The following is a 19,885-nucleotide window of genomic DNA, read 5'->3' on the forward strand; positions in this document are numbered from 1 at the left end:
GCGTATCGCCACACCGCGTGCTCGAACATATCTACGAACGCGAACTCCTCCATGCGAGCGGGGTCACTCTCCGTGCGTGTCGCGAGTGGGACACGCACGAGAAGTGACCCCGCTCGGGTGAGAGACGAACGCGTCGCGGTCCGCGGCTTGCGACACGCGACGCCGCCTCAGGCGTTCGCAGGCTCCACGACGGCTTCGCGGTTGCGGTTGCGGACCGCGCGGTTGACGGAGCTCACGATCGCCTCGAGCGTGGCCCGGCTCGTGTCGGCGTCGATGCCCACGCCCCAGAGGCGCTGCCCGTCGACCTCGAGATCGACGTAGGCGGCCGCCACCGCGTCGCCACCGGAGCTCATCGCGTGCTCGACGTAGTCGAACAGCGTGACCGAGTGGCCGGTCGCGTTGAGCGCGTTGAGGAATGCATCGACGGGGCCGTTGCCGCGGCCCGTGAGCCGCTGATCCTCCGATCCGACGCGGTAGTCCACGACCAGTTCGGTGATGCCGTCCCCCGCGCTCGTCGCCGCGGTGCGGAGGAGCTTGTACCGCCCCCAGGTCTCGGCGTCGTCGGCCTGCGCGGGCAGGTACTCGTCCTGGAAGATGCGCCAGATCTCATCGCTGGACATCTCACCGCCCTCGGAGTCCGTCACGCCCTGCACCACGGAGCTGAACTCGATCTGCAAGCGGCGCGGCAGGTCGAGGTGGTGGTCAGTCTTGAGCAGGTAGGCGACGCCTCCCTTGCCCGACTGCGAGTTCACACGGATCACGGCCTCATAGGAGCGGCCCAGGTCCTTCGGGTCGACGGGCAGGTACGGTACGGCCCACTCGATCTCGTCGACGCTGGTGCCCGCCGCTTCGGCGTCCTGCGCCATCCGCTCGAAGCCCTTCTTGATCGCGTCCTGGTGCGACCCCGAGAACGCCGTGTAGACGAGGTCCCCGGCCCACGGGCTGCGCTCGGGCACCCGCAGCTGGTTGCAGTACTCGGCGGTGCGGCGCACCTCGTCGAGACGAGAGAAGTCGATCTGCGGGTCGATGCCCTGCGTGAACAGGTTGATGCCGAGTGCGACGAGATCGACGTTGCCGGTGCGCTCCCCGTTCCCGAAGAGGCAGCCCTCGATGCGGTCGGCGCCCGCCTGGTATCCGAGTTCGGCGGCAGCCACGGCCGTACCGCGGTCGTTGTGCGGGTGCAGTGAGAGGATCACGTTCTCGCGGTGGTCGAGATGGCGGCTCATCCACTCGATCGAATCGGCGTACACGTTGGGCGTCGCCATCTCGACCGTGGCGGGAAGATTGATGATCACCTTGCGGTCGGCGGTCGGCTCGAGCACCTCCAGCACGTCATTGCACACCTCGACGGCGTACTCGAGCTCGGTTCCCGTGTACGACTCGGGCGAGTACTCGTAGTAGATCTCGGTGTCGGGGCAGATGTGCTCGCTCGCCCTGCAGAGCTTGGCCCCCTCGATGGCGATCTGCTTGATGCCCGCACGATCCGACCGGAATACGACGTCTCGCTGCAGGATGCTCGTGGAGTTGTAGAGGTGCACGATGGCGCGCTTGGCGCCGATGAGCGACTCGTAGGTGCGGGTGATCAGGTGCTCGCGCGCCTGGGTCAGCACTTGGATGGTGACGTCGTCGGGGATGGCGCCGTCTTCGATGAGATGCCTCACGAAGTCGAAGTCGGTCTGGCTCGCCGATGGGAACCCGACCTCGATCTCCTTGTACCCCATCTTGACGAGCAGATCGAACATGATCCGCTTGCGTTCGGGGCTCATCGGATCGATGAGCGCCTGATTGCCGTCGCGCAGGTCGACCGCGCACCAGCGCGGCGCCTCGGTGATTCGCTTCGTCGGCCAGGTGCGATCGGGGAGATCGACATCGATGATCTCGTGGAACGGGCGGTACCGATGCGTCGGCATCCCGGAGGGCTGCTGCAGGTTCTGCATGAACTCGTCTTTCTCGTCGTGGTCTTGCTCAGCCAAACACGAACACCGCGACGAGGGAGGCCAGAGACTGATCAGTTCGAAGTCGAGGACTCGTCGCGGCAGCTAAGGAGAAGCGAGCCGAACAGCATGCCGATCACTCTAGCAGCTGACGCCGTGCCCGCGCGGATTCCGGGCGTGGTGCGCCCACGTGGCATAGCCTGATTGCCATGACCACAGGCATGCGCATACTTCGCGGCGGCGCCGTCGCTCTCGCGGTCGTCGCCGCGGCGGCGGCTTGGGCCCTCCCCCAGTCGCCCGCTCCCGCGGAAGCCGACGTCTCCGATTTCTCCTATCGGAGCTGGGATGTCGCGTACGAGATCGACACCGACGCGGAGGGGCGAGCCGTCGCTCAGGTGACGGAGACGCTCGTGGCGGAGTTTCCCGACTTCGATCAGAATCGCGGCATCGTCCGCGGTCTGCCGGAGGAGTACGAGGGCAGCTCGACCGATCCGGCGAACTTCTCGGTGACCGACGCCTCGGGCGCGGCCGTGCCGTTCGAGATCGAAGAGGAGGACGGCTTCGTGGCGGTGCTCACCGGCGACGATCGATTCGTCCGGGGCGTGCAGACGTACGTGATCTCCTACACGCTCCAGGACGTGGTGCTCGCTCGAGAAGACGGTGCGGCCGACGAGTTCTACTGGGACCTCGTGGACTTCGAGCACGAGCAGCCGATCGATCGCTTCGACGCGACGATCTCGTTCGGCCCGGGCCTGGCGGATCGCGTCACCGGCGACGCTCGATGCTACGCGGGCAGTGCGGGTTCGACCGACGCGTGCGATATGAGTGCGGCGGCGGGCGGAACCGGCTTCGCCATCAGCGGCGTCGCGCTCGGCCCGCAGGAGGGCGTTACCGCCGCCATCGGCCTCGAAGCGGACTCCGTCGTGCAGCCCGACAGCCGCCTCCCGAACTTCGCGCTCGACACGCTTCCCCTCATCATCGGGGGCGGCGCGCTGGGCACTGCGGGTGTCGCCGCCGGTTCGGCGTTCCGGCTCCGAAGCCGCAGGAAGGCGGGGCGCGGCACGATCGTCGCCCAGTACGACGTCCCCGATACGCTGCCCCCGCTGCTGGCGGGACCGGTCGCCGGCGCCGCCGGGAAGACGAGTGCGGCCCAGATCGTGCACCTCGCCGTGCGCGGGGCGATCCGCATCGAAGACGGCGAGCCGGAGCAGGGGATGTTCGGACCGAAGGTCGCGCAGCCGGTGCTGCGCCTCGTCGATCCGACCCGCACCGCAGACCCTCTCGACGACCAGGCCCTGCACGCGCTCTTCCCGAAGGCGACCCCGGGAGACGCGTTCGCTCTGCCCAAGAGCGACGAGGGCTTCGGACAGCGGATGCAGAAGCTCGAGGCGGCCGGAGTCGCAGCCGAGAAGGAGCGCGGCTACGTCGAGAAGGTGCACAGCAGGAACGCTCGTCTCTGGGGATGGATCTCCATCGGTCTCGTGGCGGTGCTCGGCGGCTTCACCGTCGCCTCGCTGGCGACGCGCGAGAACGCGCTCCCCGCGATCTTCATCATCATGGGCGTGGTGGCGTTGATCGCAGCGTTCGCCTCCGTCGTCAAGCAGCGCGTGTACACGCCCCTCGGAGCCGAGACGCGCGAGTACCTGCTCGGAGTGCGCGAGTTCATCACGGTCGCCGAAGCCGATCGGCTGCGCATGCTGCAGTCGCACAGCGGAGCGGAGCGTCGCTCGGAGGCCGGTGTCGACATCGTGCATCTGTACGAACGGCTGCTGCCCTACGCGATGATCTTCGGGCTCGAGAAGGAGTGGACCCGCGTGCTGCAGGTGACGTTCGAGCAGCACAACGGATACGTCCCGCTCTGGTACGCGGGGCTCGGAACGGCGGGCGCGTCGTCGTTCACGGACACGATCTCGCAGTTCACCGACTCCCTCAGCTCATCCGTGAGCTACACATCGAGCAGCTCGGGCGGGTCGACCGGCGGAGGCTTCGCCGGAGGCGGCGGAGGCGGCGGGTTCTCAGGCGGAAGGTGAGCTTACGCGGACGGAGGCGCGCACCGAGCTCAGTTGAAGCCGAGCTTGCCCAGCGCCTTCGGATCGCGCTGCCACTCCTTGAGCACCTTGACCCGCAGCGACAGGTAGACGCGTCGCCCGAGGAGCGCCTCGATCTCCCGTCGGGCCCGCTCCCCCACGTCGCGCAGGCGTGAGCCGCGGTGACCGATGATGATGCCCTTCTGGCTGTCTCGCTCGACGTACAGGTTCGCGTAGATCTCGAGCAGGCCGTCCTCCCGCTCCTCACGATCCTCGACCGTGGCCGCCAACGAATGCGGCAGCTCGTCGCGAACCCCGTCGAGCGCTGCTTCGCGAATGAGCTCGGCGATCCGGTCGTCCTCGCCCTCGTCGGTCGTCTGCTCGGATTCGTAGAGCGGTGGGGAGATCGGCATGAGCCCGAGCAGCACATCGGCGAGCACGTCGAGCTGCTCGCGGGTGACGGACGAGATGGGAACCACCGCGTCCCACTCCCGCAGCTCGCCGAGTCGCGTAAGCTGATCGATGATCTCGCTCTTCGACGCCTCGTCGACCTTCGTGAGCACCGCCACCTTCTTGGCGCGCGGGAAGTCGTTCAGCCGCTCGTTGATGAAGCGGTCGCCAGGCCCGAGCTTCTCGTTCGCAGGAATGCAGAAGCCGATTACGTCGACATCTCCGAGGGTCGCCTCCACGAGCGCATTGAGACGTTCTCCGAGCAGCGTGCGCGGACGGTGCAGCCCCGGAGTGTCGACGATGATCAGCTGGCCGTTCTCCCGGTGCGAGATTCCGCGGATCGCGCGACGCGTGGTCTGCGGCTTCGGGCTCGTGATGGCGATCTTCTCGCCGACGAGCGCGTTCGTCAGCGTCGACTTGCCCACGTTCGGTCGCCCGACGAACGAGACGAATCCCGCTCGATAGTCGCCCTTCGTCGATTCCTCAGCGCCCGTGCCGGGCTCGTGACGATCCTCCTGGCTCATGCGCCGTCCTCTCCTTCGTTCTCTCCGATCCAACGCGCCTCGACCGTGAGCAGACGCTGTCGGCGGCGCTCGGTGTCGATCGCGGTCAATTCGATGCCCGCGACGACGACCGTGTCGCCGGCCTCGGGAAGCCTGCCGAGCGTCTTCGCGACGAGGCCGGCCACGGTGTCGACATCCTCGTCCTCGAGCTCGAGGCCGAAGAGTTCGCCGAGCTCGGGCACCGACAGACGCGCCCCGACGATGAACGATCCGTCTTCCTGCATCGTCATCTCGGGCACGTCGCGGTCGTGCTCGTCGGAGATGTCGCCGAGCAGCTCCTCGATCAGATCTTCGAGCGTGACGAGGCCCGAGATGCCCCCGTATTCATCGACCGCCAGTGCGAGATGATTGGATTCCCGCTGCATCTGCCGGAGGAGATCGTCGGCGCGCTGCACTTCGGGTACGAAGATCGCGGGTTTCGTGATCCGGGTGACCGGGGCCTGTTCGGACTCCTCGGGACGTCGCAGGGCGAAACCGCTCGCGTCGCGCAGGTAGGCGATGCCGACCACGTCATCGACATCGCCGTCCACGACGGGTACGCGGGAGTGCCGAGAGGCTAGGAGCTGCTCGAGCGCCTCCCGCACGCTCTGATCGGCGTCCACAGTGATCATATCGATGCGCGGAACCATGATCTCGCGCACGAGCGTGTCGCCGAACTCGACGAGCGAGTGGATGTAATCGCGATCATCGCTCTCGAGCACGGCTTGCTCGGCGGCCTGGTCGACCATCGAGAGCAGCTGCTGCTCGTCCCGGATGCGGCGGCCGGCGCTGCGCCCCGGAGTCACGCGGTCTCCGAACCGCATGAGGCCCGAGGCCAGCGGCCCGAGCAGCAGCCGCAATCCCCGCAGCAGCGGGGCGGCGAAACGGATGACGGCGTCGGCGTGATGCGAACCCACCGTTCGCGGGCTCGAGCCGACCAGCACGAAGGTGACCGCCGTCATCACGAGCGTCGCGAGCACCAGCTCGAGCCAGAGCATCTCGAGCGAGTACGCGAGCACCAGGGTGATGAGCACCGCGGAGAGCGTCTCAGCGAAGACGCGTGCGAATGCCAGCGCGTTCGCGTGTCGCCCCTCGTCCTCGGCAATGGCTCGGATCGCCCGGCCCGAGCGCGGGGACTCGTCGGCCAGCGCCATCAGTTCGGCCCGCGACCGTACGCCGAGGGCTGCGTCGGCCGCTGCGAGCAGCCCGCCCAGAGCGAGCAGAACCGCAGCCGCGGCGAGGAACAGCAGTGCCAGGGGCAGGCTCATCGAGAGCGCTCGCGCATGGCGAAGGAGAGCAGCAGGTCGCGCTGGAGGCCGAACATCTCGGCCTCCTCCTCGGGGGTGGCGTGATCGTAGCCGAGCACGTGCAGCATCCCGTGCGTCAGCAGGACGGAGATCTCCTGCTGGAGGTCGTGGCCCGCAGCCTCCGCCTGCACCTCCGCGACCTGCGGGCAGATCACGATGTCGCCGAGCAACCCTGCAGGGGTCTGCGCGTCGACGCGGCCCGGGCGCAGCTCGTCCATCGGAAAGCTCAGCACATCGGTCGGGCCCGGCTCGTCCATCCACTGCACGTGGAGCCGCTCGATGGAGGTCTCGTCCACGAACATCACACCCACTTCGGTGTCGGGGTGGACGTAGAGGGACTCCAGCACGAACGCCGCGAGACGCTGCACGCGGCCCACCTCGATCTCGATGCCCGACTCGTTGTTGATCTCGACGCTCACGAGGCGTCTCCCTTCTGCCGCTCCGCGGACTGGTCGAAGGCGCTGTATGCGTCGACGATCCGGCTCACCAGATTGTGGCGCACGATATCGTCCGACCCGAGTTCCGCGAAGTGGATGTCCTCGACGTCGCGCAGGATGCGGTTGACGACGCGCAAGCCGCTGGTCGCGATCGGCAGATCGACCTGGGTGATGTCTCCCGTCACCACCATCCTGGAGCCGTAGCCCAGTCGCGTCAGAAACATCTTCATCTGCTCGGGCGTCGTGTTCTGCGCCTCGTCGAGCACCACGAACGACTCGTTCAGCGTGCGTCCGCGCATGTAGGCGAGCGGCGCGACCTCGATCGTGCCGCTCGCGAGCAGCTTCGGCACGACGTCGGCGTCCATCATCGATCCGATCGCATCGAAGAGCGGTCGAAGATACGGATCGATCTTGTCCTCGAGCGTCCCCGGCAGATATCCGAGCCGTTCGCCGGCTTCGACGGCCGGCCGGGTGAGGATGATCTTCGCCACTTCGCGTCGCTGCAGGGCCTGCACGGCCTTCGCCATCGCGAGGTAGGTCTTCCCGGTACCCGCCGGCCCGACGCCGAACACGATCGTGTGCGTGTCGATGGCATCCACGTACGCGCGCTGGCCACGGGTCTGGGCGCGGACCGCGTGACCGCGCACCGTCACGATCGGCTCGCTCAGCATCTGCGCCGCCGTGGGCCCCTGTCCGTCGTGCACCATTCGCGTCACCTCCTGGACGTCGCGTCGCGATACGGCGCCGCTGCGCCTCGCGAGTTCGAGGATCTCATTGACCACTTCTTCCGCGGCGCGCACGCTTCCCGCGGGTCCGCGCAGCGTGAGCACCTGATCGCGCGCATGGAACGAGACCTCGGGGTGCTGCGCTTCGAGATCGGCGAGCAGCTGATCGCGGTGCCCGAGGAACGACGCGAGATCGACTCCCGCCAGCAGGATCGTGCGCTGCAGCGGAGGATCATTCTCCGGGAGTTCAGGAGGCACCGAGCGATCGCTCCTCGAGGTTGCCGGCGAGCAGGTGCGCATGCACGTGGAAGACGGTCTGGCCTGCCGTCGCTCCGCTGTTGAAGATGAGGCGGAATTCGCCGTTGGCGTGCTCCTCGGCAAGGCTCTGCGCGACGGAGACCATCTCGGCGAGCGTGTCGGGCTCAGCGGCGGCGAGCTCGGCGACGTTCTCGTACGCCGTCGACTTCGGGATCACGAGGATGTGGACCGGCGCCTGAGGGCTGATATCGGGGAACGCGAGCACCCGCTCGGTCTCCGCGAGGATCTCGACGGGAATCTCACCGGACACGATCTTCGCGAACACGGTCTCTGCTGCCATGGTTCCAGTGTAGACGCTGGCGGGTGAGCCGTTCAGCGCGCACCGATGTCCGCGCACCAGGCGTACTCGGTCTGCGGCCGGCCCCGCGCACCGTATCGAGCGCGCCGCTCCACTCGACGGGCGTCGGCGAGATGCTCCAGATACCGTCGACCGACTTCGCGCGACAGTCCGAGGCGCAGGCCGATCTCGTGCGCGGTACTCGGCCCGCGCTCGCGGACGGCTGCGGAGACGTGCTCCAGGGTCGTCGCCGAGAGCCCTTTCGGCAGTGCGGCGATCGGAGCCGCGCGCAACGAGGCGAGCATCTGGTCGACCTCGTGCTGCGTAGCGGCTCCGGCTGCTGCGAGAGACCGGTAGTGGTACTCCATGAATGCTTGGATGCGGTCCCTGAAGGACGCGAACGTGTACGGCTTGATCACATACTGCACAGCGCCGAGCGCCACCATCTCGCGCACGACCTCGACATCTCGCACTCCGCTGACTGCGATGACCTCGGTGCGCACCCCTCGCGCGCGCACGTGCCGCAGCACGTCGATACCGGTTCCGTCCGGCATCGTGACGTCGAGCAGCACGAGGTCCGCGCTGTGCGACGAACGTGTGAGTGCGGCGACGGCGGCGCGCGCCCCGGTGCACTCGGCCACCACCTGGAACCCGCCCACACGGTCCAGGTGCGCGCGATGCAATTCGAGTGCGAGTGCATCGTCGTCGACGATCACGACTCGGATCGGGTCGCGCGTGCCCCGCGCAACCCCGCTCACGGGAGCTCCGAGGTGGCCGGCGCAACCGGCACTGCGCGCTCCACGACCGACGACGCGGATGGAAGGGCGCTCTCGGAACCGTGCAGCGGGAGCCGCACCGAGAAGGTCGTCGGCGCTTCGCGAACCGCGATCGATCCGCCGCACTCGCGCACGATGCGCTCGACGAGCGCCAGGCCGACGCCCCGCCCCTCCGCTTCGCGCCCCGGAGGTACCCGCTTCGTCGAGACGCCCCAGTCGAACATGCTGCTCCGGTCCTCGACGCCGAAACCGTCGCCCGAGTCCGACACGTCGATGAGCACCTCTCCCTGCGCCCCAGCTCTCATCCGGAGCTCGACCGTGCGGGACCGCGAGTTGCTCGCCGCCGCTGCGTCGATCGCGTTGTCCAGGAGATTGCCGACGACGGAGACCAGTTCCATCGTGCCCAGCGGCAGATCCGGGAGCTCCGGAGCGATGTCGGCTGCGAGGGTGACGCCGCGTTCGGCGGCCTGCGCCGTCTTGCCGACGATCACTGCGCTCACTGCGTGGTCGAGCGCATCGGGAGCAGCCACGAGGTCGGCGAGCTCCTGGCTTCGGTGAGCCGTTGCAGCGAGCATGTCGATCGCCTCATCCCGCCTTCCGAGTTCGAGGAGCGCGATCGCGGCGTGCAGACGGTTGCCGTGCTCGTGGGTCTGCGCCCGCAGAGACTCGCTGAGCGTTCGCAGCGAGTCGTGGGAGATCAGGGCCTCGCGCACGGCCTCCGCTGAGAGGTCGCCCGTGATCCGCCGGGTGATGCGTCGGCCGGCGAGCGCAGCGAGCCCTCCGACGGCCGCGAACGCACCGCTCACGGCGAATACGAGCGGCATCTCGCGCAGGATCTCCTGGGCGATCGAGCTGACGGTGATTCCGACGGACACCCATCCGATCGTGGCGCCTGAGCGGTCGACGACGGGAGCGATCGTGCGAATGGAGGGACCGAGCGTGCCCGTCCATCGCTCCGTGAAGGACGCCGCTTCGACGGGGATCGTGCCGCGGTAGCGCTTTCCGATCTCCGCGGGGTCCGGGTGGGTGAACCGCGTTCCCGACGCGTCCATCACGGTGATGTAACTCACGCCGATATCGCGCCTGAGGTGGGAGACGTGCTCTTGCAACGCATCGACGCGCGACGATCCGATCGGATCCGCGAGTGCTTCCGCGGTTTCCGGTGCCGCGGCGACGGCGACGGCGAGGGCTCGCGTCGTGCGCTCGGTGTGCCGGTACTCGGCGCGCCGGCTGTCCCACATCAGCAGTGCGGTGACGATCACGCTCACCGCCAGCACCCCGCACATGAGAACGACGAACACGCGCGAGGTCGCACTGCGTGATCGGCCGTGACTCATGGGTCACATTCTCGCATGCCGAACGCCATTGCGCTGGCCCTTCAGTTCGAGCTCCGAGTCCGATAAGTCCGAAAAGCGCCTGGAGCGCGCGTGCGCCCTAGCGTGATCAGCGCACCGCGGTTCCGCTTCGAGACGCCCGCGGATCGATTCACATGGACGACGACGTTCTCAGGAGGAGCATCATGGTCGCGACAACACCCGTTGGATCCGGATCGTCAGTGCGAGAACCGCGCCGGAGAGCCTGGGACAAGCACACGTGGCTCTACGTCGCGGTCATCGCCGCGGTCGTGCTCGGCGCGATCATGGGGCTCGTACTGCCGGACTTCGCCGTCGGGCTCGAGCCGCTCGGCAAGGCGTTCGTGGCGCTCATCAAGATGATGATCGCCCCCATCATCTTCTGCACCATCGTGATCGGGGTCGGCTCGATCGCGAAGGCCGCGACCGTCGGCAAGATCGGTGGACTCGCCCTGGCGTACTTCATGATCATGTCGACGTTCGCCCTCGCGATCGGCCTGGTGGTGGGCAATCTGCTCCACCCCGGAACCGGGCTCGACATGCAGGGAGCGGAGTACGCGGTCGAGGGTGCGAGCAGCAGCACGCAGGAGTTCGTGCTCGGGATCATCCCGACGACGTTCTTCTCCGCGTTCACCGGCGAGAGCGTGCTCCAAGTGCTCTTCATCGCGCTGCTCACCGGATTCGCGCTGCAGGGTCTCGGCGATCGCGCAGCTCCCGTCATGGATGCGGTCAGGCACCTGCAGACGCTCGTCTTCCGGGTGCTCAGCATGATCCTCTGGCTCGCCCCGATCGGAGCATTCGGAGCGATCGCTGCGGTCGTCGGCAAGACGGGGGTCTCCGCCATCTGGAGTCTCGGGGTGCTCATGATCGGGTTCTACATCACGTGCATCGTCTTCATCGTCGGAGTTCTGGGGACGCTGCTCTACGCGGTCACCCGTGTGAACATCTTCGCGCTGATGAAGTACCTCGGGCGCGAGTACCTGCTGATCGTCGGCACCTCGTCCTCCGAATCGGCTCTGCCGCGGCTGATCGCCAAGATGGAGCACATCGGCGTTTCCAAGCCCGTGGTCGGCATCACCGTGCCCACGGGGTACTCGTTCAACCTCGACGGCACTGCGATCTACCTCACCATGGCATCGCTCTTCATCGCCGCAGGCATGGGCGACCCGATGAGCATCGGCGAGCAGATCGGGCTGCTCGTCTTCATGATCATCGCATCGAAGGGCGCCGCCGGCGTGACCGGCGCCGGGCTGGCGACGCTCGCGGGCGGATTGCAGGCCTACCGCCCCGAGCTGGTCGACGGAGTGGGCGTGATCGTCGGCATCGATCGCTTCATGTCGGAGGGCCGGGCGCTCACGAACTTCACCGGCAACGCCGTCGCAACGCTCCTGCTCGGTTCATGGACGAAGCAGATCGATGCCGATCGCGTGCGTCGAGTACTCGGCGGCGACGAACCCTTCGATGAATCGGCACTCAGCGGCGACGGACACGGAGGCACCACGAGGGCGAGCTCACCAGCGGGCGAAGGCGGCGTTGAGCACGGCGATCGCCGCGGGGCCCGCGGATGACGTACGGAGCACGGTGTCGCCGAGCAGCAGCACCGATGCTCCGGCAGCCTCCAGCGAGTCGATCTCCGCGTCGGTGAACCCGCCCTCGGGGCCGACGACGAGCAGCAGCTCAGCCGGCCGAGGATCTGCCGCCGCAGCCGATCGAGCCCACGTCGACACTCGCGTCGTGCTCCGCGGGTGCAGCAGGATGACCGCGCGATCACTGCGCGACGCGGTCTCCCGCAGCTCGCTGAGCGCCACGGGTTCACGCACCTCGGGAATGCTCGCCCGCATCGATTGCTTCGACGCCTCCCGAGCGATGCGCCGCCACTTGGCGAGCCCCTTCGCAGCCTTCTCGTGCGCCCCGGGACCGTCCCAGCGGGAGACGGAGCGCTCGGCCTGCCAGGGCACGATCGCATCGACGCCGAACTCGGTGGCCTGCTCGACGGCGCGCTCGTCGCGGTCCCCCTTCGCGAGCGCCTGCACGAGCACCAGGCGGGGCCCCGAGGGCGCGGCTCGCGGAGGGACGCGGTCGATGCGCACGGCGAAGCGATCCTTCGCGACCGCCTCGACCTCGCCCTCGCCGAGCGCGCCTGCTCCGTTCCCGATCAGCGTGCGCTCGCCCGCCCGCATGCGGCTGACGCGCACCGCATGGCGCCCCTCGTCACCACCGATTTCGATGAGCGACCCCGGAACGAGGTCGCTCTCGTCGAGATCCTCCCGGTAGTAGAGGTTCGCCACGTTCAGCCCTGGCGGAAGAAGCGGTCGCGAATCTTGCCGAAGAAGCCCTGATGGAACTCGCCGAGATGCGGGGCGTCATCCTTTCGCAGAGACGCGAGCTGCCGCACGAGATCCTTTTCGCGGTTGGAGAGCTTCGTCGGCGTCGATACCTGCACGGCGATCTTCAGGTCGCCGCGGGTCGTGCTCCGCAGTCCCTGAATGCCGCGGCCACGGATCGTCAGCATGTCGCCGGACTGCACGCCCGCCTCGACCGCGACCTCGACCTCGCCGTCGAGCCCGGCGAGCTTCGCCTGCGCGCCGAGGATCGCATCGGTCATCGAGAGCTGCATGGTGCAGAGCAGGTCGTTGCCGTCGCGGCTGAAGATGTCGTGGTGCATGACGCGGAATTCGATGAACAGGTCGCCGTTCGGCCCGCCGCCCGGGCCGACCTCTCCGCCCCCGCGCATCTGCAGTCGCGTTCCGGTGTCGATGCCCGAGGGCACCTCGATCGGGAAGGTACGGCGCTCGCGCACGCGACCCTTGCCGGCGCACTCCACGCACGGGTGCTCGATGATGGTGCCGTATCCCTGGCAGCTGCCGCACGGGTGCATCGTGACGACGTTGCCGAAGAGCGACCGCACCTGGCGCTGCACCTGCCCCTGACCGCCGCAGACGTCGCACGTGACGGGGTGGGTTCCCGGCTGCGTGCAGCTGCCCTGGCAGACCTCGCAGAGCACGGCCGTGTTCACCGAGATGTCGCGCTGCGTGCCGAAGATCACGTCCTCCAGCGACACATCGACGCGGATCATCGCGTCGTCGCCGCGCTCGGAGCGCGATCGCGGACCGCGCTGGCCCGCCCCGCCGAACCCGCCTCCGCCGAAGAACGTCTCGAAGATGTCGCCGAAACCGGCGGCCCCGCCCTGCGAACCGCCCATGTCGTAGCGCTGGCGCTGCTCCGGATCGCTGAGCACGTCGTACGCATGCGTGACGTTCTTGAACTGCTCGGCCGCCTCCTCGCTGGGATTCACGTCCGGATGCAGCTGGCGGGCGAGACGCCGGTAGGCCTTCTTGATCTCTTCGGCGCTCGCTTCGCGGGTAACACCGAGAGTCTCGTAATGATCGGCCACGCTGTATTGCTCCTCAAGGTCGGGGTGAAGTTGGCTGGTCGGGAGGGGCGGTCGCTACCGCTCCTCCCCCAGGAACCGGTTCAGGTAGCGCGCGATCGCGCGCACGGTGGCGATGTTGCCGGCGTAGTCCATACGCAGCGGCCCCAGGACGCCGAGTTTGGAGATCGCGACGCCGTCCTCGTACTTCGACGCGATGATCGACGTCTCCGAGAGCCCGTACGCCTCGTTCTCCCGGCCGATCGAGGCGGAGACCTCCCGATCGTCGTGCACCAGCTCGCCGAACAGACGGAGCAGGGTGACCTGCTCCTCGATGGCTTCGAGCACGACGGGCAGCGAGCCCGCGAACTCCCCGCCGGGGCGCGAGAGATTCGCCGCGCCGGCGACCGCGATCCGGTCGTTGCGATTGGCCTGGAGCTGGCTCAGCACCACCGCGAGTACGCGCCTCACGAGGTCGGTCTCGTCGGGCTGCGACCACATCGGGAGGTCCTCCTCCAGCCGGGCCACCGCGCTCGCGGCCGTTTCGACGTCACTGCCGATGGCCGCGTCGGCGATGCGCTGACGCAGGCCGTGCACCCATGCCTCGGTGACGCGAGAGGCCGGCAGCAGAGCCACCTGCTGCTCGACCACGCCGCTTCCGAGAATCAGCACGCTGAGCACCCGATCCTCGCCGATGGCCACAAGATCGATGTGACGCACGACGGTGCGCCGCAATGACGGGTACTGCGCCACGGCGACCTGATTGGTGAGCTGGGAGAGCATGCGCACCGTGCGCGCCATGACGTCATCGAGGTCGGAGGACTCGCCCAGGAAGCGCTCGATGGCGGATCGCTGCGCCGAGCTCAGCGGTCGGATGCGCGCGAGCGTGTCGACGTAGAGGCGGTACCCCTTGTCGGTCGGCACCCGACCCGATGAGGTGTGCGGCTGGGCGATGAGCTCGTCTTCCTCGAGCAGGGCCATGTCGTTGCGGATCGTCGCCGCCGAGACGCCGAAGCTGTGCCGCTCGACGATCGCCTTCGAACCCACGGGTTCGTTCGACGAGACGTAGTCGCCGACGATCGCGTGCAGCACCGCGAGGCTGCGCTCGGAAACCATCGTCCCTCCTGACCCTGGCACTCACTTGCTCCGAGTGCCAAGTCTAGCGCAGGTCGAGCGCTCCGCGGCCGGTCCCGCTCGCAGCGAACAGGCGGGGTCGGGCGGCTCTCCGCACCTCACCGCGGTCGCACGCTCTCTCACGCACCGAGCAGGCGATGCACCACGGTATCGGCGAGCAGTCGGCCCCGCAGCGTCGGCACGACGCGACCGGCGATCGCAGCGCGCCCATCGAGCAGGCCGTCGGCGATCAGCTGCGGGATCGCGCGGCGCTCATCCGCGGTCAGCACATCCGCGGGCAACCCGTCGGCGATCCTCGTCTCCAGCAGAATGCGCTCTTCGCGACGCGACTCGTCGGTCAGCGTCTCGCGCGAGTGCGCGGGAGACGCACCCTGCGCCATGCGCTGCGCGTAGGCGCCCGGATGCTTCACGTTCCACCACCGCACCCCGCCCACGTGGCTGTGAGCTCCCGGCCCCGCAGCCCACCAGTCCTCGCCCGTCCAGTACGCCAGGTTGTGCCGCGAGCGGGTTTCGGGCGTGCGCGACCAGTTGCTGATCTCGTACCAGGAGAAGCCCGCCTCTGCGAAGCGCGCGTCCGCGAGTTCGTACATCTCCGCGTGCAGGTCCTCATCGGGTGCGCTGACCTCTCCGCGACGGATCTGCGCGGCGAGCTTCGTGCCCCGCTCGACGATCAGCGCGTACGCCGAGAGGTGATCGGGCTCGCACGCGAGCGCTGCGTCGATCGAGCGCCCCCAGTCGTCGAGGCTCTCCCCGGGCGTTCCGTAGATGAGATCGACACTGACCTGCAGACCCGCGTCGCGCGCCCATCGAGTGACGAGCGGCACGCGCTCGGGGGTGTGCGTGCGATCGAGCGTCGCCAGCACGTGCGGCACCGCGGACTGCATGCCGAAACTCACACGCGTGAAGCCCGCCTCCGCGAGTGCCTGCAGGTACGCGGCGTCGACGGAGTCGGGGTTCGCCTCGGTGGTCACTTCGGCGCCGTCTGCGAGGCCCCACTCCGCTCGAATGCGGCCGAGCATTGCGGCGAGATCCGAGGCGGGCAGCAGTGTCGGGGTGCCCCCTCCGAAGAAGACCGTCGAGACCTCGCGTTCGGGAAGCCCGGCGCTTCGGAGCACACGACCGCCGAGGGCCAGCTCCTGCGCGACCTGGTCCGCGTAATCGGCGCGCGTGGTGCCGCCCAACTCGCTGGCCGTGTAGGTGTTGAAATCGCAGTAGCCGCATCGCACCCGGCAGTACGGAACGTGCACGTACACGCCGAACTTGCGCTCGTCCGCATCGATCGCCGCCTCGGGCGGGAGGGCGCCGTCCTCGGGTGCCGGGTCGCCCTCAGGCAGCGCGCTCGGCACGATGCTTCCGTTCCACTCGAGTTCGGCCGAATCCCAGCCGCTGCAACGTCACGAGCGCTTGCTCGGCCTGCGCTGGTGCGTCGATGCGGCGGCCTCCGGCTCGGGCTGAGTGTCCTGCGCGGCACCCGGTTCCGGCTCGGGAACCGCTTCGGGCGCGGGAACGACCTCGGGCTCGGGCGCGGAAACGACCTCGGGCTCGGGCGCGGAAACGACCTCGGGCTCGGGCTGAGGCTCCTGCGCTGGATCGGGATCCGGCTCCGAAACCGGCGCCTGCTCGGCGACCGGCTCCTGCTCGGCGACCGGCGCCTGCTCAACGGGAAGCGCCTCGTCCGTATTCGCGGGCCCGAGATCGGGAGCGGGCTGCGCACCGGGTGCGAGAGCGGCGATCCCGCGCTTCACCGCATCGAGCGCGGCCCGCACGTCCGCGCGACCGCGCAGCCCGAGCAGCCCGTTCTTCGGCGCCGCGACGAAACCGCGCGCAACAGCCCAGACCGTGTCGTCGGGGCGGAACTCGATGACGAAGAGCTGCTCCCCGATAGCGCCCGCTTCATCGCCCGTGCCCCACGCGAAACCGACGCGACGCTCCTCGTCGACGGTGTACACCACGAGCACGCTGCGGGGATCCTGCCCCTCGGCGTGGAGCACCGCCGTGGTACCCGCGACGATGTACGGCTCGCCGTCGGGCCCGAACTGCTCCTCGACCTCGCCCGCGGCCTCCGGCATTCCATCACTGGTGAAGCTCGGACCGACGTACTCCGAGCCGGTGCCGCGCACGATGCCGGTGACGCGCACGCCGGAACCGCGCTGCGCGCCCCAGGTCATCAGCAGGCTCGAGGCGATCAGGAATCGCTCCTGCCCGCTGCCGAGGCGCAACTCCTCCTCGTACGGGGTCATCCCCTCCGGCGGGTACTTCACGATGTCGGGATCCTTTGAGGCGCCGACCGCGGCGTACGCGACCGGCATCTCGACGTGGCTGCTGCGACGGGGAGGCTGATCCTGGCTCACCGCTTGCCCCCCTCTTTGCCCTCCACGTCACCCGAGAGCGCAGCGATGAAGGCCTCCTGGGGCACTTCGACGCGCCCGACCATCTTCATGCGCTTCTTGCCCTCCTTCTGCTTCTCGAGCAGCTTGCGCTTTCGGCTGATGTCGCCGCCGTAGCACTTCGCGAGCACGTCCTTGCGGATCGCCCGAATGTTCTCACGGGCGATCACCCGCGCGCCGATGGCCGCCTGGATCGGCACCTCGAACTGCTGGCGCGGAATGAGCTTGCGCAGGCGCTCCGCCATCATCGTGCCGTACGAGTAGGCGTTGTCGCGATGCACGATCGCGCTGAATGCGTCGACCGTCTCGCCCTGCAGCAGGATGTCGACCTTGACGAGGTCCGCCTCCTGGTCGCCCATCGGCTCGTAATCGAGGCTCGCGTATCCCTGGGTGCGGCTCTTCAGATGGTCGAAGAAGTCGAAGACGATCTCGCCGAGGGGGATGCTGTAGCGCAGTTCCACTCGCTCGCCGAGGTACTCCATGCCGAGGAGCCGGCCGCGGCGGCTCTGGCAGAGCTCCATGATGGCCCCGACGTAGTCCTTCGGCGCCAGAATTGCCGTCTTGACGACCGGCTCGCGAACCGTCGAGATCTTCCCGTCGGGGTACTCCGACGGGTTGGTGACGGTGATCTCGCGCCCGTCGTCCGTGGTCACCTGGTAGATCACGCTCGGGGCGGTGGCGATGAGGTCGAGGTCGAACTCGCGGCGCAGGCGCTCGGAGATGATCTCGAGGTGCAGCAGGCCGAGGAACCCGCACCGGAACCCGAAGCCCAGTGCGACCGACGTCTCGGGCTCGTACTGGAGCGCAGCGTCTTCGAGCTTCAGCTTGTCGAGCGCCTCGCGCAGCACCGGGTAGTCGCTCCCGTCGAGCGGGTACAGGCCCGAGAAGACCATCGGCTTCGGGTCGGTGTACCCGGGCAGCGCCTCGGTCGCGGGGGTGCGCTTCGACGTGACCGTGTCGCCGACCTTGGAGAGACGCACGTCTTTCACGCCGGTGATGAGGTAGCCCACCTCGCCCACGGCGAGGCCCTGCGTCGGCTTCGGCTCCGGCGCCGAGACGCCGACCTCGAGGGCCTCGTGGTCGGAACCGGTCGACATCATCTGGATCTTCTCGCGCGGCGAGAGCTTCCCGTCGACCATGCGCACGTAGGTCACCACGCCGCGGTAGGGGTCGTAGACCGAGTCGAAGATCATGGCGCGCGGCGGAGCGTCGGCGATGCCGACGGGCGCGGGGATGCGCTCGACCACGCGATCCAGCAGCTCCTCGACGCCCGCTCCGGTCTTGCCCGACACCTTGAGGATGTCTTCGGGTGCGCCGCCGATGAGATCCGCGATCTCGCGGGAGACGCGCTCCGGGTCAGCCGCGGGAAGATCGATCTTGTTGAGTACGGGAATGATCTCGAGATCGTTCTCCATGGCGAGGTACAGATTCGCGAGCGTCTGCGCCTCGATGCCCTGCGCCGCGTCCACGAGCAGGATCGCTCCCTCGCACGCCGCGAGCGAGCGCGAGACCTCGTAGCTGAAATCCACGTGCCCCGGGGTGTCGATCATGTTGAGCGCGAAGTCGCCCGCATCGGTCGCCCAGTGCATGCGCACCGCCTGCGACTTGATGGTGATGCCCCGCTCGCGCTCGATGTCCATCCGATCGAGGTACTGCGCTCGCATCTCGCGATCGGGAACGGTGCCCGTCACCTGAAGCATGCGGTCGGCGAGCGTCGACTTGCCGTGGTCGATGTGCGCGATGATGCAGAAGTTTCGGATCTTCGCGGGGTCGGTCGACGCCGGTACAGGAGGGTTCAGGCTGCGTGGAGACATTGTCCGCAATTATCGCACGCGCGAGCCCCGGTTCGAGCAGCGCATCGGAACGGTTCTCCTCCGCGTCGCTGCCGCGCTGCTGAGAGAATGAGAAGATGCCACGCGTCGTCGCTCTGTATCGCTACCCGGTCAAAGGATTCACCCCTGAACGCTGCGATCGGGTCACCGTGCAGCGGGACGGCCGCATCGTCGGCGATCGCGTCCTCGCGTTCCGCTTCGCTCAGGCGGCGCTGCCCGAACAGCGCGACGGCTTGGACTACTGGCCGAAGGCGCAGGGCCTCGCACTGCAGGACTTCCCGGCGCTCGCCTCGCTCCGGCTGACGTACGATTCGACCGAGCAACGGGTCACGGTCCGCCGCGACGACACGATCATGGTCTCGGCCGGACTCGACGACGCCGGTCGACAGCGCCTCGTCGACGTCGTCACCGAATTCCTGCTCGGCACGCGCGAGGCGAAGCGGCTCCAGCGCACGGGCAGACTCCCCCTCGAACTCGTCGGCGATGGCGTGCACGCGCGATTCCAGGATCGCGAACAGGGGTACGTGTCGCTGCACGGCCGCGCGAGCGTACTCGCGCTCAGCTCGGTCATCGACCGGCCCGCAGATGGCACCGGATCCGCAGGAGCCGCAGAACCCCAAGTCGATTCCGGATCGGGCCCGGCCGCCGACGTGGCACTCGACGACCGCCGCTTCCGCTCGAACATCGTCATCGAGGGCATCGCAGCCTGGGAGGAACTCGGCTGGCACGGCCGCGTGCGCATCGGCGGGCTCGAGTTCCGCGTCGCCGAGCCGATCGTGCGCTGCCTGGCAACGCACGCGAACCCCGACACGGGCGACCGCGATGCTCGGGTGCTCATCACGCTCACCCAGCGCATCGGGCAGGAGGAGCCGACGCTCGGCACGCTCCTGCTCCCGGCCGCTCTTCCGGCTCCGGTTCGCGCCGGAACCGAGCACGGAAGTGCACCGTGGGGCGATATCGAAGTCGGCGACCCCGTCGAACTGCTCGGCTCGGCGACGTGAGCAGTTCCCCCGCATC

General features: G+C 68.3%; 17 protein-coding genes. 3 read left to right on the forward strand and 14 right to left on the reverse strand.

The window, feature by feature from the left end; all coding sequences use genetic code 11:
* Positions 1-167 precede the first annotated feature (167 nt).
* Entirely contained in the window at positions 168-1,937 is a 1,770-nt protein-coding gene (gene leuA, locus PQI23_RS09480) for a 2-isopropylmalate synthase (RefSeq protein WP_339974065.1), read from the reverse strand.
* Between the two features lie 206 nt (positions 1,938-2,143).
* On the opposite strand from leuA, the gene PQI23_RS09485 reads away from it, so the two are divergent.
* Positions 2,144-3,964, forward strand: a complete 1,821-nt coding sequence (locus PQI23_RS09485) for a DUF2207 domain-containing protein (RefSeq protein ID WP_339973904.1) — start codon at positions 2,144-2,146, stop codon at positions 3,962-3,964.
* A 29-nt stretch (positions 3,965-3,993) separates the two neighbouring features.
* On the opposite strand, the gene era is transcribed toward PQI23_RS09485, so the two are convergent.
* Genes era through PQI23_RS09520 form a run of 7 tightly spaced genes read right to left on the reverse strand, consistent with a single transcriptional unit; the run spans position 3,994 to position 10,130 of the window.
* On the reverse strand, positions 3,994-4,935 hold the full coding sequence (gene era / locus PQI23_RS09490; RefSeq protein WP_339973906.1) for a GTPase Era: 942 nt from the start codon (positions 4,933-4,935) through the stop codon (positions 3,994-3,996).
* Positions 4,932-6,221 carry a hemolysin family protein gene (locus tag PQI23_RS09495; protein ID WP_339973908.1) on the reverse strand — a complete coding sequence of 430 codons (1,290 nt, stop codon included), beginning with the start codon at positions 6,219-6,221 and terminating at the stop codon, positions 4,932-4,934. Before PQI23_RS09495 ends, era begins: the two co-directional genes overlap by 4 nt.
* Positions 6,218-6,679, reverse strand: coding sequence for an rRNA maturation RNase YbeY (gene ybeY, locus PQI23_RS09500; protein WP_339973910.1), 462 nt, complete (start codon positions 6,677-6,679; stop codon positions 6,218-6,220). Before ybeY ends, PQI23_RS09495 begins: the two co-directional genes overlap by 4 nt.
* The gene (locus PQI23_RS09505) at positions 6,676-7,680 is read right to left on the reverse strand and encodes a PhoH family protein (RefSeq protein WP_339973912.1); all 1,005 of its coding nucleotides are present in this window, start codon (positions 7,678-7,680) and stop codon (positions 6,676-6,678) included. The genes ybeY and PQI23_RS09505 overlap by 4 nt, the downstream gene beginning before the upstream one ends.
* Positions 7,670-8,020, reverse strand: a complete 351-nt coding sequence (locus PQI23_RS09510) for an HIT domain-containing protein (protein ID WP_339973914.1) — start codon at positions 8,018-8,020, stop codon at positions 7,670-7,672. Before PQI23_RS09510 ends, PQI23_RS09505 begins: the two co-directional genes overlap by 11 nt.
* A gap of 32 nt (positions 8,021-8,052) precedes the next feature.
* Positions 8,053-8,775, reverse strand: a complete 723-nt coding sequence (locus tag PQI23_RS09515) for a response regulator (RefSeq protein WP_339973916.1) — start codon at positions 8,773-8,775, stop codon at positions 8,053-8,055.
* A complete protein-coding gene (locus tag PQI23_RS09520; RefSeq protein ID WP_339973918.1) occupies positions 8,772-10,130 on the reverse strand; it encodes a sensor histidine kinase in 1,359 nt (452 codons plus the stop codon). Before PQI23_RS09520 ends, PQI23_RS09515 begins: the two co-directional genes overlap by 4 nt.
* 182 nt (positions 10,131-10,312) lie before the next feature.
* Here PQI23_RS09520 and PQI23_RS09525 point away from each other — a divergent pair, with 182 nt between their 5' ends.
* Entirely contained in the window at positions 10,313-11,713 is a 1,401-nt protein-coding gene (locus tag PQI23_RS09525; protein WP_339973920.1) for a cation:dicarboxylate symporter family transporter, read from the forward strand.
* Here the strand turns inward: PQI23_RS09525 and PQI23_RS09530 are convergent.
* The 6 genes from PQI23_RS09530 to lepA form a co-directional block, all read right to left on the reverse strand.
* Complete coding sequence (locus PQI23_RS09530) at positions 11,657-12,433, reverse strand: 16S rRNA (uracil(1498)-N(3))-methyltransferase (protein WP_339973921.1); 777 nt, start codon at positions 12,431-12,433, stop codon at positions 11,657-11,659. The two genes, PQI23_RS09525 and PQI23_RS09530, sit on opposite strands and share 57 nt — an antisense overlap.
* Before the next feature lie 2 nt (positions 12,434-12,435).
* The gene (gene dnaJ / locus PQI23_RS09535; protein WP_339973923.1) at positions 12,436-13,539 is read right to left on the reverse strand and encodes a molecular chaperone DnaJ; all 1,104 of its coding nucleotides are present in this window, start codon (positions 13,537-13,539) and stop codon (positions 12,436-12,438) included.
* A 54-nt stretch (positions 13,540-13,593) separates the two neighbouring features.
* Positions 13,594-14,631: a heat-inducible transcriptional repressor HrcA gene (gene hrcA / locus PQI23_RS09540; protein WP_339973925.1), complete on the reverse strand. Its 1,038-nt coding sequence runs from the start codon at positions 14,629-14,631 to the stop codon at positions 13,594-13,596.
* Positions 14,632-14,768: 137 nt separating this feature from the next.
* Positions 14,769-15,995, reverse strand: a complete 1,227-nt coding sequence (gene hemW / locus PQI23_RS09545; protein WP_339973927.1) for a radical SAM family heme chaperone HemW — start codon at positions 15,993-15,995, stop codon at positions 14,769-14,771.
* A 48-nt stretch (positions 15,996-16,043) separates the two neighbouring features.
* Complete coding sequence (locus PQI23_RS09550; RefSeq protein WP_339973928.1) at positions 16,044-17,000, reverse strand: DUF1990 family protein; 957 nt, start codon at positions 16,998-17,000, stop codon at positions 16,044-16,046.
* A complete protein-coding gene (gene lepA / locus PQI23_RS09555) occupies positions 16,997-18,850 on the reverse strand; it encodes a translation elongation factor 4 (protein WP_339973930.1) in 1,854 nt (617 codons plus the stop codon). The genes PQI23_RS09550 and lepA overlap by 4 nt, the downstream gene beginning before the upstream one ends.
* 95 nt (positions 18,851-18,945) lie before the next feature.
* Between lepA and PQI23_RS09560 the strand changes: the two genes are divergently transcribed.
* Positions 18,946-19,869 (forward strand): MOSC domain-containing protein, encoded by a 924-nt coding sequence (locus tag PQI23_RS09560; protein WP_339973932.1) that lies wholly within the window; start codon positions 18,946-18,948, stop codon positions 19,867-19,869.
* The last annotated feature ends 16 nt before the right edge of the window (positions 19,870-19,885 follow it).

Origin of the sequence: Leucobacter sp. USCH14 (assembly GCF_037619215.1) — a bacterium.
In the GTDB taxonomy this organism is placed as follows: domain Bacteria; phylum Actinomycetota; class Actinomycetes; order Actinomycetales; family Microbacteriaceae; genus Leucobacter.

Coding starts and splice junctions, on each gene's coding strand:
- leuA (WP_339974065.1), bottom strand. CDS start 1,937: ATGCAGAACCTGCAGCAGCCCTCCGGGATGCCGACGCATCGGTACCGC.
- PQI23_RS09485 (WP_339973904.1), top strand. CDS start 2,144: ATGACCACAGGCATGCGCATACTTCGCGGCGGCGCCGTCGCTCTCGCG.
- era (WP_339973906.1), bottom strand. CDS start 4,935: ATGAGCCAGGAGGATCGTCACGAGCCCGGCACGGGCGCTGAGGAATCG.
- PQI23_RS09495 (WP_339973908.1), bottom strand. CDS start 6,221: ATGAGCCTGCCCCTGGCACTGCTGTTCCTCGCCGCGGCTGCGGTTCTG.
- PQI23_RS09510 (WP_339973914.1), bottom strand. CDS start 8,020: ATGGCAGCAGAGACCGTGTTCGCGAAGATCGTGTCCGGTGAGATTCCC.
- PQI23_RS09520 (WP_339973918.1), bottom strand. CDS start 10,130: ATGAGTCACGGCCGATCACGCAGTGCGACCTCGCGCGTGTTCGTCGTT.
- PQI23_RS09525 (WP_339973920.1), top strand. CDS start 10,313: ATGGTCGCGACAACACCCGTTGGATCCGGATCGTCAGTGCGAGAACCG.
- hrcA (WP_339973925.1), bottom strand. CDS start 14,631: ATGGTTTCCGAGCGCAGCCTCGCGGTGCTGCACGCGATCGTCGGCGAC.
- lepA (WP_339973930.1), bottom strand. CDS start 18,850: ATGTCTCCACGCAGCCTGAACCCTCCTGTACCGGCGTCGACCGACCCC.
- PQI23_RS09560 (WP_339973932.1), top strand. CDS start 18,946: ATGCCACGCGTCGTCGCTCTGTATCGCTACCCGGTCAAAGGATTCACC.